The sequence below is a fragment of the Verrucomicrobiia bacterium genome, assembly GCA_035765895.1.
Classification (GTDB): Bacteria; Verrucomicrobiota; Verrucomicrobiia; order Limisphaerales; family DSYF01; genus DSYF01.
Map to the genome: position 1 here is coordinate 56,085 of DASTWL010000007.1, position 15,330 is coordinate 71,414.

The 15,330-nt window shown below is 62.6% G+C and carries 14 protein-coding genes and 2 tRNA genes; 2 read left to right on the forward strand and 14 right to left on the reverse strand.

The genetic code is table 11. From position 1 onward, the window contains the following. Positions 1 to 4: 4 nt before the first annotated feature. The 3 genes from VFV96_01155 to VFV96_01165 form a co-directional block, all read right to left on the reverse strand. Positions 5 to 89 (reverse strand) — tRNA-Leu (locus tag VFV96_01155). Between the two features lie 216 nt (positions 90 to 305). Then, positions 306 to 1,079, reverse strand: a complete 774-nt coding sequence (locus tag VFV96_01160; protein HEU5069003.1) for an RluA family pseudouridine synthase — start codon at positions 1,077 to 1,079, stop codon at positions 306 to 308. Between the two features lie 115 nt (positions 1,080 to 1,194). Then, a tRNA-Arg gene (locus VFV96_01165) sits at positions 1,195 to 1,271 on the reverse strand. A 108-nt stretch (positions 1,272 to 1,379) separates the two neighbouring features. On the opposite strand from VFV96_01165, the gene VFV96_01170 reads away from it, so the two are divergent. Then, positions 1,380 to 2,321, forward strand: a complete 942-nt coding sequence (locus VFV96_01170) for a farnesyl diphosphate synthase (GenBank protein ID HEU5069004.1) — start codon at positions 1,380 to 1,382, stop codon at positions 2,319 to 2,321. Between the two features lie 26 nt (positions 2,322 to 2,347). Here the strand turns inward: VFV96_01170 and VFV96_01175 are convergent, their stop codons facing one another. Beyond that, on the reverse strand, positions 2,348 to 3,319 hold the full coding sequence (locus VFV96_01175) for a dienelactone hydrolase (protein ID HEU5069005.1): 972 nt from the start codon (positions 3,317 to 3,319) through the stop codon (positions 2,348 to 2,350). A 356-nt stretch (positions 3,320 to 3,675) separates the two neighbouring features. Between VFV96_01175 and VFV96_01180 the strand changes: the two genes are divergently transcribed. After that, positions 3,676 to 4,728 carry a methylated-DNA--[protein]-cysteine S-methyltransferase gene (locus tag VFV96_01180; protein ID HEU5069006.1) on the forward strand — a complete coding sequence of 351 codons (1,053 nt, stop codon included), beginning with the start codon at positions 3,676 to 3,678 and terminating at the stop codon, positions 4,726 to 4,728. A 39-nt stretch (positions 4,729 to 4,767) separates the two neighbouring features. Here VFV96_01180 and VFV96_01185 read toward each other — a convergent pair whose 3' ends face one another. The 10 genes from VFV96_01185 to VFV96_01230 form a co-directional block, all read right to left on the reverse strand. Continuing rightward, entirely contained in the window at positions 4,768 to 5,745 is a 978-nt protein-coding gene (locus VFV96_01185) for a D-2-hydroxyacid dehydrogenase (GenBank protein ID HEU5069007.1), read from the reverse strand. A gap of 13 nt (positions 5,746 to 5,758) precedes the next feature. Then, a complete protein-coding gene (locus VFV96_01190; protein ID HEU5069008.1) occupies positions 5,759 to 6,538 on the reverse strand; it encodes an SDR family oxidoreductase in 780 nt (259 codons plus the stop codon). Positions 6,539 to 6,696: 158 nt separating this feature from the next. Next, positions 6,697 to 6,912, reverse strand: a complete 216-nt coding sequence (gene infA / locus VFV96_01195; protein ID HEU5069009.1) for a translation initiation factor IF-1 — start codon at positions 6,910 to 6,912, stop codon at positions 6,697 to 6,699. 125 nt (positions 6,913 to 7,037) lie between these two features. After that, positions 7,038 to 7,343 (reverse strand): RNA-binding protein, encoded by a 306-nt coding sequence (locus VFV96_01200; GenBank protein HEU5069010.1) that lies wholly within the window; start codon positions 7,341 to 7,343, stop codon positions 7,038 to 7,040. A 214-nt stretch (positions 7,344 to 7,557) separates the two neighbouring features. Continuing rightward, entirely contained in the window at positions 7,558 to 9,810 is a 2,253-nt protein-coding gene (locus VFV96_01205; GenBank protein HEU5069011.1) for a hypothetical protein, read from the reverse strand. A 193-nt stretch (positions 9,811 to 10,003) separates the two neighbouring features. Beyond that, a complete protein-coding gene (locus VFV96_01210; protein HEU5069012.1) occupies positions 10,004 to 11,227 on the reverse strand; it encodes a rhamnogalacturonan acetylesterase in 1,224 nt (407 codons plus the stop codon). 115 nt (positions 11,228 to 11,342) lie between these two features. Further along, the gene (locus VFV96_01215; protein ID HEU5069013.1) at positions 11,343 to 12,254 is read right to left on the reverse strand and encodes a hypothetical protein; all 912 of its coding nucleotides are present in this window, start codon (positions 12,252 to 12,254) and stop codon (positions 11,343 to 11,345) included. Between the two features lie 9 nt (positions 12,255 to 12,263). Continuing rightward, entirely contained in the window at positions 12,264 to 13,835 is a 1,572-nt protein-coding gene (locus tag VFV96_01220; protein ID HEU5069014.1) for a sigma-70 family RNA polymerase sigma factor, read from the reverse strand. 210 nt (positions 13,836 to 14,045) lie between these two features. Beyond that, the gene (locus VFV96_01225; protein HEU5069015.1) at positions 14,046 to 14,849 is read right to left on the reverse strand and encodes a prepilin-type N-terminal cleavage/methylation domain-containing protein; all 804 of its coding nucleotides are present in this window, start codon (positions 14,847 to 14,849) and stop codon (positions 14,046 to 14,048) included. A gap of 31 nt (positions 14,850 to 14,880) precedes the next feature. After that, complete coding sequence (locus VFV96_01230; GenBank protein ID HEU5069016.1) at positions 14,881 to 15,285, reverse strand: hypothetical protein; 405 nt, start codon at positions 15,283 to 15,285, stop codon at positions 14,881 to 14,883. Positions 15,286 to 15,330 lie beyond the last annotated feature (45 nt).

Genomic DNA, 15,330 nt, shown 5'->3' on the forward strand with positions numbered 1-15,330 from the left:
AGAATGGTGCGCACGGCAGGACTTGAACCTGCACGCCGTTAGGCACTACCACCTCAAAGTAGCGCGTCTGCCAATTCCGCCACGTGCGCGAAGCGGCGCAGAGTCAACCAAGGCCGCCGCGCTTCTGCAAGCTGTTTTCAAGCCTTGCTCAGTCAAATTTGTCGCCGCGTTAACGCACGGACTGCGACAAAAACAAACACGGCTGGCGTGGGCGTGTTTTATAACTGACCTTTCTGCTAAACTTCCGTCAACTAACACTCACGCCCGCGTCAGCCAAGGTTAACGTCCGCCCATTTTGGCATTCGTCAAGTGCGTTCCTGCCGGACTTCGAAGGCGTGGGGTGGAATCGTTTGAAAAAATGGCTCAAAGGTTTCGCCGCCAAAGCCGAAATCTCCCAAAAACCCTTTCGTTGACGCGCTAATGGCGACCGGCCGACGGGTGAATGGATTACGATACGCCAGTCCTACCGCCCGCAACCCCAGCAGCGCATTCGGCTGCCCGCCGTAGAGTTCATCGCCGACAATGGGACAACCGGCCAGTGCCAGGTGAATCCGGATTTGATGCTGCCGCCCCGAGCGCGGGCGCGCTTCGATGAGATGTTTGCCCCCGGCACTGGCCACCAGCCGAAACGCAGTTTCGGCGTCCTTGCCACGCCGGTCGGGCCGCATGCGGCCGTGCTCTTCCGGGTCGGGCGCCAGCCGGTCGTTGCAGGTCCATTCATTTTGGCACGGCGCCCTGGCCGATACGGCGAGGTAGATTTTTTCGACCTGCCGGGTTTCAAACAAGGCGCCCAGCGAATCGAGCGCGCCCTGGCTTTTGGCGAACAGCAAAATGCCGGTCGTCTCGGCATCGAGCCGGTGGACGTATTTCAGAAAGCGCAAATTGCGGGAACGCGCCCAATAATGGCCGGCTCCGATGGAGGAAGTGATCGCTGCCTGGAGATTGCGCTGCGTGCGCTGCCATGAAAATGGCACCAGCATCCAGCCCGCGGGCTTGTCGATGGCCAGGACCGACCGGTCCTCATACAGAATCGGGATGGGCGCTTCCTTGAACAGTTCGATGCAGTTTGGCCTGGCCATGCTGAAACGCGACGTTGTGTGCGGTTGAAACCAGATGCGGCGCCGTCATTCGGCCGTGCGGTCTGGGAATCCCCTCAAAATCAGGCCGGCGGGGGGAAGAAACGGCCAAAAAACTTGGTGCACCCATGAGGAGTCGAACCTCAAACCTGCTGATCCGTAGTCAGCCGCTCTATCCAATTGAGCTATGGGTGCTCAAGGGACGCGGAAGTTAAACCGCATCCTCTCAGCGTCAAGTTCTTTCTCCAATCCGCACGAGTTGTCTTGCAGCGCGCGGCGCCTTTTTCTAAACCAACCGCCACCATGGCAGCCACTCGCACGATCAATTCTTTTGACCTGCAGGAATTTCTTGAAACCCGCACCCAGGCGGTGAACGCCGCCTTGAGCCGTTACCTGCCGCCCGCCCAAACCAGGCCGGCGACCCTCCACGCGGCGATGCGTTACCCGTTGTTTGCCGGCGGCAAACGCATGCGCCCGGCCGTGTGTCTGGCGGCTGCCCTCGCCTGCGGCGGCGACGAGGCGGAGGCCATGCCGCTGGCTTGTGCCGTTGAATGCATACACACCTACTCGCTCGTCCATGATGATCTACCGTGCATGGACGACGACGACCTGCGCCGCGGCAAACCCACCACCCACGTGCAATTTCGCCCCGCCAACGACGCGGCCGGACGGAAACGCGGCGAAGCCATTGCCCTCCTCGCGGGCGACGCGCTATTGACGCAGGCCTTTGAAATCGCCGCTCAATGCCGTGGCTGGCCACGTTACTCGCATCAGGATGTCATGCTCGAACTGGCCCGGACGGCCGGTTCGCTGCAATTGATTGCCGGTCAGGTGGCGGACCTCGAAGGCGAAGGCCGCAAAGCAGACGTCAAACAACTGCGCTACATCCACGAGCGCAAGACCAGCGCCCTGCTCTGTTGCTCCGTGCGCCTCGGCGGGATGAGCGCGAATTGCACGCCCGCCCAGCTCAAAGCGCTCACGGATTTCGGCTATAACGTTGGACTGGCATTTCAGGTCATCGACGACATTCTGGATGTCACCCAGACCAGCGAAAAGCTGGGCAAGACCGCCGGCAAGGATGTTAAATCCCAAAAATCGACCTACCCTGCGCTGGTCGGATTGGAACGTTCGCGCAAAATCGCGACCCAACTCACAAACAAGGCCTTCGCCGCGTTGAAGACGTTCCGCGGGCGAGCGGTCGCATTGGAAGCCCTCGCCGAGTTTTTGCTCAACCGCGAGTATTGAGCGTTCCGCTTGGCCGGACCACGCCCTCACCGGCTCGCGTGCTGCCATTGATCCTTGGCTTCCATGACGGAGCGGGGCCCAAGGCCGTCAAGCCATTCGCGCGGGGCCGCATCATCGCGCAAATAGGCGTCCCAAAAGGCGGTCGATAAAGCCAGAATCACGCGATGGTGGTTGGGATTGCGCGGTTCGCGGTCGCCCGGCAATGGCCGGTCGGTAAAGACGGAATGCTCGGCGTTGTTCAGAACCACCTCATACTTGGGCGCGCCATGCAGCGCCGGATACACCCCGAGCCGCGAGGCCAGGTCCGCGTGTCCAATCGGCGCCACATCCTTCGTTCCGGTCATCAGCAGCCACGGAATCGTGACCGCACCGAAGGCCTTTTCAGCGGTGGCGCCCTGCGGTGTGCTGGGACTGAAGGCAATGGCGGCCTTGATGCGCGGATCCGTCAGCTTCTGGCCGGTGAGCGGCAATGTTTCTCCGCTCACCGCTTCCGTGGTTACGGCGCCAAAGGAATGCCCCGACATGCCGACCCGTGTCAGATTCAGCCGGCCGCACAAGCGGTGGCCGGCGTTCGTATTCCACGCCGTCAGCTGGTTCAATACCGCCGGGATGTCCGCCACCCGCAGCAAAAAATTTTCCAGCGAGGCCGCGCGTTGCATGGCTGCGAGCCGCTGCGCCCGGGGCACATTCTGCCAGACGGATTCATCGCTGCCCGGATGCTGCACGAAGACCGCCACGTAACCGCGCGCCGCCCAATGCTCGCCCAGGAACGCGCTGCCCGCACGGGAACCGCCCAACCCATGACTGAACAACACGACGGGTTCGGCGTTGGTGCTTGCCGGGAGGAAAACGCGAATCGGAATGTCCCGGTGTCGCGCGGCATCCGGCACCGTCAAATCCACGCGGACCGGTTGAAATGCCGGGGCCTTCGCCAGCGGATCATAGCCGCCCGATGCGGCCACCGCCGGCATCCCGGTCGCCAGCCAAACCGAACACATTATGCCGCATCCCAATCCCACAACCGTTTTAATGAATGATTGCATGTTTGTCCTGACGCAGGTGCCTGCCCAAATGTTACCGGAGACCGTCAATTTTCCGGCTCCGCTCATCACCCACCCGGTTGGTTGCTCCTGAACAAATGTTCGATGTCGCCGCCAATCATAACTTTGGCACCAAATGGGACGGCGGTGACCTGTCCAAAGCCGCGCAGCCACTGGCATTCAAAAAAGCCGCTCCGACAATTGCCCCCAGGTGGTGGACGTGAATCCGACCTGGCCGTAATCGCGCACTCTTTCAAGCGCTGCACAAAATGCCGTGTCGCTTTTTCGGTGGACGCGCATGTTATGCTTGGAGCGTGAAAAGGCCAGTTTTGGAATTGTCCACCGCCGAAATGACCACCGCGTGGCGCCGGCGCGACGCCGCCTACGACGGCATCTTCTTCTTCGGCGTGAAGACGACCGGAGTTTTTTGTCGTCCATCCTGTCCCTCCCGGCCGAAGCGCGAGCACCTGGAGTTTTTCCACAATGCCGGCGCCGCGCTTCACGCCGGCTATCGTCCGTGCAAGCGATGTCATCCAGAACTGGCCGACGGCCAATCGCCCGCGTGGGTGCGGACATTGATGACGCGCGCGATGACAGCGGCGGATCATCGCCTGACCGGCGCGGCGCTGCGTTCCCTGGGTATTTCGCCGGAGCGAGCCCGGCGCTGGTTTCAAAAGCATCACGGCATGACGTTTACCGCCTGGTGCCGCGGTTTGCACCTCGGCCAGGCCTTTACGCGGATTCGGGCGGGCGAACCGGTGGATAATGTGGTGTTCGACCACGGCTTCGCCTCGCACAGCGGCTTTCGCACCGCGTTCGTGCGCGTCTTTGGCCGCTCGCCCGGTCAGATCGACGGCGATTGTCTGCACGTGATGCTGGTCGAAACGCCGCTGGGCCCGATGCTCGCCGCTGCAACCAGTCGTCACGTCTGTCAGTTGGAATTTGCCGACCGCCGCACCTTGAACCGCAGCTATGCCGGCTTGCACCGACGGTTTGCCCTGCCAGTCGTGCCTGGTGAGAATGAAGCGTTACAGCAGTTGCGGCAGGAACTGCGTGAATATTTTGCAGGTCAACGTCGCGACTTCCACGTGCCCGTGATTCTGCACGGAACGAACTTTCAAAAGCGCGTCTGGCGGGAGTTGCAACGCATTCCCTGCGGTCAAACGGTCAGCTATGAAGCGATCGCGCGACGTCTGGGGGCGCCCCGGGCGGTGCGCGCGGTGGCGCGGGCCAACGGCACAAACCGGCTTTACCTGCTCGTGCCCTGTCACCGGGTCATTGCCAAGGACGGCTCGCCGAGTGGTTACGGCGGCGGCGTCTGGCGCAAACGACGTTTGCTCGCGTTTGAGCAATCAGGTGGTGCGTGACAGTTCGCCGGGCGGCAGCCTGGCCGCGCGCAAGGCGAATTACATCACGCGGTCGAGCAACGGCTCGTTGCGAATGTAGCGGGCAAAATTATCCAAAAAATGGCGCACCAATGTTTTGGCCTCGCCGGTGTGACCGCCCGCCGTATGCGGGGTGATGAAGCAATTGGGTTCGCGGCGCAGCGGATGATCGGCCGGCAAGGGTTCCGGATCGGTCACGTCCAGCCAGGCGGCGGCAATCCGCTTCGCCCGCAAGACTTCGCACAACGCCCCTTGATCCACGGTGCTGCCCCGACCAATGTTGTAGAAGACGGCGCCCGGCTTGAGTTCCGCCAGTCGCTTGCGATTGAAGAAGCCACGCGTCTCTGCGCTGTCCGGCAAAATATTGACGATGTGATCTGCCTCCCGCGCCAGAACACCGGCGAGCTGGTCCCCGATGATGACGGGAATCCCCTCATCGCCGCGCGCCTTGCGCCGGTAGGCCAGCACATTCACGCCAAGCGGGCGCAACAGTTCGGCCAGCCGGCGACCGATGGCACCGTAACCCAGAATCAATACCGTGTCGCCGCGCAGCGTGGTGGACGCCTCCCGCAACGTGTTCCACTCCGGCGACCCATTGGGCGCCCGGCTGGCCAGCGCGACCGGCAACTGCCGGGCCTGCGCCAGCAGGAAACTTAGCGCGTGGACCGCGCAGGCCTCGTTGTAAACGCTTGCACTGTTGCTCAGCAGCACTCCGCGTTCGGCCATTTGTGCCCGGAACGACGGCGTGTCGTAGCGGGTAATGCCGGACGAACTGACGTGAATCCATTTCAGCCGCGGCGCCCCGCCGATCGCCGCCACGTCGGGCTGGCCAAACGCAATGTCCGCCGCGGCGAACTGCGGATCCGGTTCCGCCTTGGCCAGCACGGACGTCACTGGCACGGCGGGCAGCACCAGTTCATGGCCCGACGTGCCCTCCCGCAACATTTGCAGAATGTCCGGCGGCGTCGGCAAATCAACGAAGATGCGAAGCGGTTGCATGATGTGAACCGGCTCAAACTGTGCCGCGCACCACGCCGCCATCCACACGCATCGCCGCGCCATTGGTGGCGCTGGCCAGCGGCGAGCAGATGAAGGTCACCAGGCCCGCCACTTCGTCCACGGTGGCGAACCGTTGCAGCAACGACGTAGGCCGCACGCTGCGGAAGAATTCCCGCTCGAACTCCCCGGATGTTTGCTGCGCATTGGCCGCGAGCTGGTTCACGAAATCCGTCACGCCCTCCGAGGCGGTGGGACCGGGCAGCACGGCGTTGACGGTTACACCCGTTGCCTTGGTGAGCTGGGCGATGCCGTTGACGAGGGCCAGCTCCGCGGCCTTGGTCATGCCGTAGTGAATCATTTCCTCCGGAATCTGGATGCCGCTTTCGGAGGAGATGAACACCACGCGTCCCCAGTTGCGCTGCAACATGCCGGGCAGATAGGCGCGGGTGAGCCGCACGCCGGACATGACGTTCACCTGGTAAAACCGGTCCCAATCGGCGTCGGGAATCGCCGTGAAGGGCTTCGGCTCGAAGATGCCCGCGTTGTTCACGATGATGTCCACGTCAGGCAACTGCCGGACCAGTTCCGCGCACCCTGCCGCGGAGGACACATCCGCCGCGATGCCCCGAACCCGCGGACCAATTTGGGCGGCGGCCGCCTGCGCGGAAGCGGCGCTGCGGCCGTTGACGATGACGTTTGCCCCCTCGACCGCCAGGTGTCGGGCGATGGCAAAGCCAATCCCCTTGGTGGAACCAGTGACGAGAGCCGTTTTGTTTTCCAGTTGCAGATTCATGCTTTGGATGGCACGCCCATGCGCGTGACGAGCGAAAATCTAGCGCAAGAAATGAACGACGCCAGTGCAGCGCGGATTTTTCCCTCCGTGCGGAATGCCCCCACTCTTCCATGGCCGCCAAGACCGGCCGGCCAACCGGCTTGGCAACCAACGTCTGCTCAGCGCAGCCGCCAGACGATGCGCGCCTTCTCCAGGTCGTAAGGCGACATTTCCATTTTGACGCGGTCCCCCACGGTCAGTCGCACCCAGCGCTTGCGCATTTTGCCGCAGATGGTGGCCAGCACGAGATGCTTGTTGTCCAGTTCGACCCGGAACATGGTCCCGGGCAGGACGGTTTGAACGCGTCCCTCCACTTCGATGTGTTCTTCTTTCATAAGGTCATAATCAGCAGTCACCGCATCCCGGCATGCTCACCCGTTGGCGCCAGGGATTGATACCGGCCAAACAAAAAGCGGAGTCCGGTTCGCACCAGACTCCGCGTTGCAAGTCAAAGCGAGGCTTAGTAGCGGTTGCGGCGTTCGCCGCTGAATTCACGCCGCGGTCCGCCGGCGCGTTCTTCGCGCGGCTTGGCAACGTTGACGGTCAAGGCCCGGCCGCCGAGATCCTGGCCATGCAGTCCTTCGATGGCTTTTTGGGCCTCGTCGGCGGAGCTCATGGTGATGAAACCAAACCCGCGCGGACGGCCGGTCATGCGATCCATCATCAGATTCGCTTCGGTGACCGTGCCAAACGCGGCAAAGGCGTCCTGCAAGTCGTTTTCGGTGGTGTTGAAGGAAAGATTACCCACAAACAATTTATTACTCATGTGATGTTTAAGTCCTAGACGAATCGTGACTTCAAACAGACTGTTTCCGGAAATCGGATTTCAAATCATCACTGAACTGAAGTTCACCTGAGGATTCACCACGCCTGGGAGGAGACAAATTATCTATCAGACGCGGGCAGGATGAACGTTCCGCGGAAAATAGCAACAACTATCTCCGATTATTTTGCCCATCCCCAAACCGAACGTCCGGGAGTCACGGCCTTGCGTGGGCCAGCAATGCCTCGATCAGCTTGCTGCTCACCGCGATGGCGGTGCCGTGGCGGATGCCTTTCGGCATGACGAGCTGGCGGGTCACATCCTCCCACGTCTGCCAGTCGCGCGTGCGCAGGGCGCCGTAGTGATGATCGGTGTAGCAGTCGTAATAGACGTAATAGTCGTCGCCCACGCGAAGCGCAGTCGGGCCTTCGACCCACTGGCGCGTGAACGGCGGGCCCGCCGGCGGAAACGGCCCTTCGGGATTGTCGGCCTGCGTGAGGCGCAGATTCTTCTTCGCCACCGGTTCCATGGTCTCGTCCTTCACCATCATTTTCCACTGGTCGCCAACCTGAATCATCGTGGCATCAATGACGTTGAAACCCGGATCGTAGAACAACCGTGTCGGCGTGAACGTTTTGAAATCCTTCGTCGTCGTGCAATAGATGCGGTGGTTGTTGCCACCATCGGCTGTGCTCGCGGTTTCGGGGAAACGACCCGGAATCGTCGAGGCCCAGTAGATCAGGAAATCCTGCCGCCCTGCGTCCCAAACAATTTCCGGAGCCCAGCAATTTTTCACCGTCGGTTCCTGGGCCATCACGGGAAGCGCCTGTTCTTCGCTCCAGTGCAGAAAGTCCTTCGTCGAAGCGTAGCCGATGGTCTTGCCGCCCCATGCCGTGGTCCAGACCATGTGGAAGGTGCCGTCCGGGCCCTGGGTCACGCATGGGTCGCGCATCAGCCTGGATTCGCCCACGAGCGGCTTGAGATAGCTGCGTCCGTGATTGAGCGCCTCCCATTTCAGGCCGTCGGCGCTCCAGGCGAGATGCAGACCGTCCTCGCCGTTGTTGATGAAATAGGTGAACAGATAAGCCTTGGCGGGAACACTGGTTGCCGAACCGCGAACCGAACGTGTTCCGGAAATCCGATACAACCCCGCGCCGTGCCACGGAATTTCCGGTGCGAATGTGTCACTGACTTCTCCCACATCCGTGCGGGCCCACAAATCCCGGACATGGCAGGCGCCGGTGAAACCCGCTTCGGCCAGTGACGCCATGATTTTAGCACCGGTTGCATCGGAATCCTTCGGCCGGTCGGCGACGTTGAACAACGCCAGATAGCGATCCGTCGAGCCGGGAACATCCGCCACCCAGGCCGCGGCGCCCGCGCGCCGGAACAATTGCCGGTTGCCGGTGCTGTGTTGATTGACGGCGATGACTTCCGGATTGGTCAACATCGCGAGCGTCGCGTCGTCCAGCTTGGTCAGGTCGCCGCCCATAATGAGCGGGGAGCGGAAGATGCTCCATAGCGTCATCAACGTGACCTGCTCGGCCGGCGTGAAATGCGTCTGACGCCGCCCCATGTCCAGCGTGCCCAGCGGCAGCATGTCCGCATCCGGGAAATGGCCCGCGCCGATGTAAGGTTCCCAGTTGTGGCAGCGCGCGAACTGTTCCAGCAGTGCCTGCCAGTTGTCCCAGAAGTCGTCGCTGATGCGCCATTGGTTGGCGTGATGCGAAATGTGCTCCCCCTCGGCGACCGGTGTCTCTCCCGGCGACGTGCTGAACACAATCGGCCGACCACAACGGTCAATCGCCTTGCGGATGGCTTCAATCTCGGGCTGATGATACGGCCGGCTCAGGTCATCCACCTTCACCAGGTCCACGCCCCATGACGCGACGAGTTCGAAGAGCGAGTCGTAATACTCCTGTGCGCCCGGCTTCGACATGTCCACGCCATACATATCCGAGTTCCACGCGCAAATGCTGTTGGTGTCCGCGATGTCGGCGGCGCGCGCCGTGGTGCCCTTGAGGGCGGTGTTTTGCTGCACGGCCTGACGCGGGATGCCACGCAGCAGATGGATGCCGAACTTGAGCCCCTTGCCATGAAGGTAATCCGCCAGCGGTTTGAAGCCGGCGCCATTCGCTGCCGACGGGAAACGGTTCGTCGCCGGGAGCAACCGGCTGAATTCGTCCATCACCAGCGGCGCGCCGCGACGGTAATTGAACCCCGTTGCATGCGGTTCAAACCATTGAATGTCCACCGTGACATATTCCCAGCCGAACGACTTGAGTTTGTCAGCCATTACGTCCACCTGCCCCTTCGTCTGCGCCTCGGTGACGGTGGTGGCGAAGCAATCCCAACTATTCCAGCCCATCACCGGCGTTTCGGCCCAAGACCAGAAGGCAGGGGTGTTGGTTTGCGCCGGGGCGCCAAAGGACCAAACCAAGGCGGCGAGAAGAGAAAGTTTCCGAATCATGGTATGATGTTTTGTCCATCTTGCAAACGCGCACTCATTCTATAAAGCGCAATTTGCCGCCAAAAACCGGCAGGCTTTCCACCCGAATGAAGACCAAACCGTCCTCCAACCGGTCGCCCAAGCGGTTTGTCCCAATAATTCGCCCCGCGGTGACACGCACCATCCGGACCGGCGGGCGCCGGTTCAACGCCGCTCAATTGCCGTCGGGCTTCCGATCTGAATGCATCGGACTGGCCGGCACGGCAAAGGTGCCGACCGGATCGGGCTTCGCGGGATCGAATCCCGTGAAATCCGCCGTCAAAGACGCCGCCAACGGCAGCTTGTTTGCGCGGAGTCCCTCCGCCACACATTTGGCCAGTTCATAACTGCCGTAAGCCTTGTGATGCGTGCCGTCCTGAAAGGCCTGGTCGAGGTCGGAACCCAGCGCCCGGTAAAACACCCGGCTCATCGCGTGCAGATCGATCAACGCCGTCCCCTGCTCGCGCGCCACGTCCCGCACGGTCTGTGGATAGCCCGCCAGCGTGTCGTGTTCGAGCCCGGCCTTGCGCTCCATGGAGGTGATCAGCACGGGCGTTCCGCCCTTGGCACGGCATTCTTCAACGATCTTTTCCAGGTTCGCCTTGTAGGTGGCCAGTGCGTTCGTCGCCTTGTCCTTCATGTCGTTGTGGCCGTATTGCAGCAACAGCCAGTCGCCGGGCTGCATGAGGCTGAACACCTTTGCGAATCGCCGGGCGCCCAGCGAACTCCGGATGGATTCGCCCGACTCCGCATGATTCGCGAGGGCCACGCCAGGTCCGAAGAACCGCGTCAACATCTGCCCCCAACTGTTCCACGGCTCCAGCGGCTGATCGCACACGGTCGAATCGCCAAGGATGAACACGGTCGGCACCTTGGCCGGCGTGATGGCCAGCGCCGCCAGGCCCGGGCGCGAGCCGTTGAATTCGAGCGTCAACTTGTCGTCCCAATCCACCATCTCGGTCTGCTTTTCCCGGGGCTTGAGATGCACATGATCACCTCCCGCGATGGCCGGCGTGCGCAGGTTCACCGCAATGGTGCGAGTCACAAATTCGCCCGGCTGCGTCACCACGCGCTCGAGCATCAGGCGGCGCAGCTCCGCCTTAACCGTGTTCGTCGTGGCGTCGTGCACATCCCCAAACGTGATGGCCACGTGGTAATTGCCTTCGGGCAGGGCCACGGAAAAGTAAAAGGGCTGGCCGTCCGTTGCGCCGGCGGGGCCGGTTCCGAGATCGAAGCCGTAACCCCGCTCGGGCGTGAAGTGGTCCCCGGGCGTGACGGGCTGAAAGCCCGGCCGGACGGGGCCGGACGGGAATTGGAACCGCATGATTTCCGCGGCCGGGCTGGAAAGACCGCCCGCGACCGCGCTGACCATCAGCAATGCTGCAACGGCTGACTTCATGCGGTCATTCAAACGCAGCCGCCGTGCGGAGCCGAACACTATTTCGGGTGATTTTCTGGCGACAACCCCTTTGTCGTGGGACGAATTTTTGAAAGCCGCCGGACCGTGCCCGCGCTCAAGGTGTGCCCGCAGCCGCACTGACGCTGGAACCGGGCGTGCCCAAGACGTCGTTGAAGAACGGGCGCAAATGCGCCGGGATGTAACGTTCGGCCCATTCCGGGTGCCCCGCCGGCATGCCAGTCGAAGACCAGTTCATCCCGCTTTTGATGCTGATGTTGATCTCCCCGGCCGGATGCCGCTGCACGGAAATCGTCTTCACCTCGGCACCGAAGTCGCTGAACTCGGATGCCAGCCAGCTCTCGGCGCTTTGCAGGACCAGCCCGGCCCGCTGGTAGCCCAGTTCGGCGTTCAGCACGGCCTCAAACTGCGCTTTGACCTGCGCCCCTTCCTCGGGCATGGCGGGAATCTGCACCGTCACTGTCAATCCGTCCCCCTGCGTTCCCGGCAGGCCCTGGTCAACCAATTTCGCCCGGCTGGCTTCCAGCGCCTGATAATCGGCCGTCAACTGGTTGATCTGCGTATTCAATGCCTGCCGTGTCGCGTCGTCCACGGCCAGCACGGAAGCGGCCGCGGGCAGCAGCCCTTCCGAATCCGCAAACATCCGCAAGCCAAACCGGGGCAACAGGTCCTTGCGCAGCCAGACATACGGCGCCGCTGCATTCCAAGCCGGCATCGCCGTCGGCGGTTCCGTCCAGCGGCTCGCAGGATCCACTGTGGCCAGCTCGTGTTTCGCCCGGGCCACCTCCGTCACCGCCGCCGTCGCGCGCCGTTTCTCCGCGGCGATTTTTTCACGCAGCGTTGCCAGCTCCGCGCGGCTGCCGGCCAGTTGCGCCCCCTGTTCCTGGGTTTGGGCGGCGATGGCGAGGGTGCGTTGACGCCACTGATGGAGCTGCCATTGCCGGCGTGCGCCGACGACGATGGCAATCGCGAGGATTGCGATAACAAGGGTGCTTTTGCGCAGGGTCATGGTGGTGCCTTATTTGAGCTCGGCCTGCTGGTGCGCCCGATCCATCCAGTCCTGCAATGCCGGACGCAGAAAGAGCGGAATGTCGTCCACGTTGATCGTGCCGCTCATGGAGTCGCCACTGGGTTTGCTCAGGCTCCAGTCGAGCCACGCAATGCCTGGCGATGCGGGATGGAACCGCTCCACGTGCGCAAACGGAAGGACGCCCATCGCGGAACTCAGACCATTGAATTCGTCATCCACCGGCATCCAATTGCCGAGTTGCCGGCGCAACAATTCAAGCCGGTCGGGCCCCAGCGTGTCATTCAATGTCGCAAACAGTTCCGCGCGCAATGGCTTCAACTGTTCCGTCACGTCGGGAAACGCGAACACCCGCGTGTCCTCCGGCGTGTGGCCCTGAAGGTCCGCAGCCGTTGGCTTGACGGGTTGAACCCCCGCCGCCTGCGCGGCTTGGAAGGCGGCCATGAAACGGTCGATGGCCGCCTGCGCCTGCTGCGCTTCCGCGCCGGTCATCTGCAAGGCATCCTTCATCTGCTCGCTCAACTCGCCCCGGCGATTGGCGACGGCCGCAATATCCATGTCCCGCAGCAATGACTTGGGGACCCGCACGTAGGGCGAGTTGTCGCTCCACTGATAGACCGGACGCGGCAAACGCCCGGCCAGCTGGGCGCGCAGCCCGTCCCGCTGCGCCTCCGCGTTCACGGTGTCCAATTGCGCCTGGGTCAACGCCTCGCGGGTGCGGCGAATGTCCTGTTCCGAATTCGCGGCGTCCTGCTTCACCGCGGCGAGCCGGGCCGAAAGCACGGCCTGCTCCTGCCTGACATGGGCTTCCGCCCGCCACTGCCACGCCAGCGGCATCGCCGCCACCACGAGACAGGCCGCTGCGGTCTGGGTTTTCGTAAGGCTCATAAGCTTGCAGAGAAACAGGGAGAAACTGCCCGTGCTGGACGCCGTCAAGCCCGCCTGGGCCGCGGACGCCGCCAGCCCCACGGGCGCCGCGTGGGCGGAGGACACCAGCAAGGCCGAAGCGCCGCCCGCCGCCACCACCGCCAGCCCGCGCCGCCGGAAGAATTCGGTCACCTGCTCCAACGCCCGGGAAACCCGTTTGCGCGCGGCATCTTCCGCCACGCCGAGCACCTGGCCCACCTCCCGCAAGCTGCGCTCTTCCATGAAGCGCAGCACCAGGGCCAGCCGTTCGCTTTCGCGCAAATGCAGCAACGCCTCGTCCAGCAGGGGCAGGAGCGGATCCAGCGGCGAATCGCCGTGCCGTTCAAGCCGGCTGATTTCCGCCGCCACATCCTCCCGGCGACGCCGGCGGAGTTCGGCCCGAACGCGGGCCCGGGCTTCGAGCACCGTGGTTCGATGCAGCCACCCGGCGAGCGTCTCCACGCCGCCCAGCCGCGGCGCCTTGCGCGCCAGAATCACAAAGACGTTCTGCGTGATTTCTTCAGCCAGGCCCGAATCGCCCACCTGCCGCATGGCCGTGGCGTGGACAAGATCAACGTGGCGGGCGACCAGCGCCCGGAAGGCGTTTTCCGAATGCTCCCGCACATAGGCGCTCACCAGTTCATGGTCTGAGGACATCGCCGTCATTTCACCTCATAGGCTGCCGCTGGCGAGCAAAACCGGACAAACGAAGTCTCCGCCCCCATCCGTCCGATAACCTGGGCCGGCGGTTGCCGCAGCCAGAGCGGACAAAAGCAAGTGCGCCACCGGGCGTCCGGTGGCGCGCCTTCAAACGAGGTTGAAGCGGCCGTTGGTGTTGGATTTGCCGCCCGGACACAGTCCGGCAGCTCAGCGGGAGGCGTTCTCCAGATGGTCGAAGATTGTATCCAGCACCCGCGCCGTCTGGTAACTGCCATCCAGATTCCATTGGGTTACCTGCGGGTCCGCCTTGGCCCAGGAAGCCGCGCCATCCGTGAACAGAACGTTAAAACCGCGATCCGCATAGTGCGCCCAGAACGTCTGTCCTTGAATCACGTCCACCGCAAAAAGTTTGTGCGGCTCGATCTGACTTTCCTTCTGGTAGCGCCGATGCGTGTCCACACCGCCCGGCAGATTACCGGCGTTGATGGTGCGTGGATTGTAGAAATAGCTGGAACGAACATCGCCCGTGTCGGGGTCGGTCGTAAGCAACGGTGAATAGAATCCCGCGCTGAAGGGATTGGCGGCATCCCGGAACGAAGGGCAAAAATAGATGCCGCCATCGCCCACGTATTTCATGGCCCAGATGTAGCCACCGTTTTGAAACGACCAGCCGGTCGCCGAAGGATTCTGCGGCACGCGTTGTCCGGCGGGTCCGCTCACTACGTAGCGGCTGTAATGCGAGGCCGACATGTCGTTCATTCTCGCATCACCGGCGCGCCATGGCGGGTAAATGCCGTTGAAATCTCCGGCATACATCGCCGAGCCGAGGCCGAGCTGCTTCAGGTTGTTCAGGCATGAGACACGCTGAGCCTTGCTCTTAGCCTTGGCCAGCGCGGGCAGCAACATGGCCGCCAGGATAGCAATGATGGCGATCACCACCAGCAATTCAATCAGGGTGAAGCCGTGCGCCGAACGGGTGCGCGGCTCAAAACGCGGGTTGCTCAGTTTCATAATCTTACTCAATGCTCCAAAACGTGGTGGTTCAGCCGCCTGCCGCGCGAACTTTGTTGATCAATTCCTGCACGGCCTGACGTTGCCCGGGGGTCAGGGTCGTGAAACCCGCGATGCGTTGCAGTTGCTCGACGGCATCGCGAAAATTGCGGGCGCGGATGGCCGTGGCGGCCTCGTCGGCCGTCATCTTCAACCCCGGCCGGGCGCTGGCAAACGCCGCTTCATATTGGCTCAGGTCCACCGGATCGGCCGGCTGTGCGGGCGTTTCCGCGACGGTGGCGGCGGCTCCACCGGCCGGCGCGGTTGCAGTCTCCTTTTTGCCACAGCCCGTCAGCAGCAACACCGCCAGACCGACCACGCCGCCTGCGCACAGAATATGGGTGCAGCTGCCCGGTCCGTTGGAGCGCCGGGAGGCGTTTGCCTCGTTCAGTTTCATTTTCTCAATCATCATCACCGAATGCGGGTAAAAGGTTCAGGGCAG

Excerpts from the sequence above, each read along its gene's own strand:
- VFV96_01160 (HEU5069003.1), bottom strand. The coding sequence starts at position 1,079 with ATGGCCAGGCCAAACTGCATCGAACTGTTCAAGGAAGCGCCCATCCCG.
- VFV96_01170 (HEU5069004.1), top strand. The coding sequence starts at position 1,380 with ATGGCAGCCACTCGCACGATCAATTCTTTTGACCTGCAGGAATTTCTT.
- VFV96_01175 (HEU5069005.1), bottom strand. The coding sequence starts at position 3,319 with ATGTGTTCGGTTTGGCTGGCGACCGGGATGCCGGCGGTGGCCGCATCG.
- VFV96_01185 (HEU5069007.1), bottom strand. The coding sequence starts at position 5,745 with ATGCAACCGCTTCGCATCTTCGTTGATTTGCCGACGCCGCCGGACATT.
- VFV96_01190 (HEU5069008.1), bottom strand. The coding sequence starts at position 6,538 with ATGAATCTGCAACTGGAAAACAAAACGGCTCTCGTCACTGGTTCCACC.
- infA (HEU5069009.1), bottom strand. The coding sequence starts at position 6,912 with ATGAAAGAAGAACACATCGAAGTGGAGGGACGCGTTCAAACCGTCCTG.
- VFV96_01200 (HEU5069010.1), bottom strand. The coding sequence starts at position 7,343 with ATGAGTAATAAATTGTTTGTGGGTAATCTTTCCTTCAACACCACCGAA.
- VFV96_01205 (HEU5069011.1), bottom strand. The coding sequence starts at position 9,810 with ATGATTCGGAAACTTTCTCTTCTCGCCGCCTTGGTTTGGTCCTTTGGC.
- VFV96_01210 (HEU5069012.1), bottom strand. The coding sequence starts at position 11,227 with ATGAAGTCAGCCGTTGCAGCATTGCTGATGGTCAGCGCGGTCGCGGGC.
- VFV96_01215 (HEU5069013.1), bottom strand. The coding sequence starts at position 12,254 with ATGACCCTGCGCAAAAGCACCCTTGTTATCGCAATCCTCGCGATTGCC.
- VFV96_01220 (HEU5069014.1), bottom strand. The coding sequence starts at position 13,835 with ATGTCCTCAGACCATGAACTGGTGAGCGCCTATGTGCGGGAGCATTCG.
- VFV96_01225 (HEU5069015.1), bottom strand. The coding sequence starts at position 14,849 with ATGAAACTGAGCAACCCGCGTTTTGAGCCGCGCACCCGTTCGGCGCAC.
- VFV96_01230 (HEU5069016.1), bottom strand. The coding sequence starts at position 15,285 with ATGAAACTGAACGAGGCAAACGCCTCCCGGCGCTCCAACGGACCGGGC.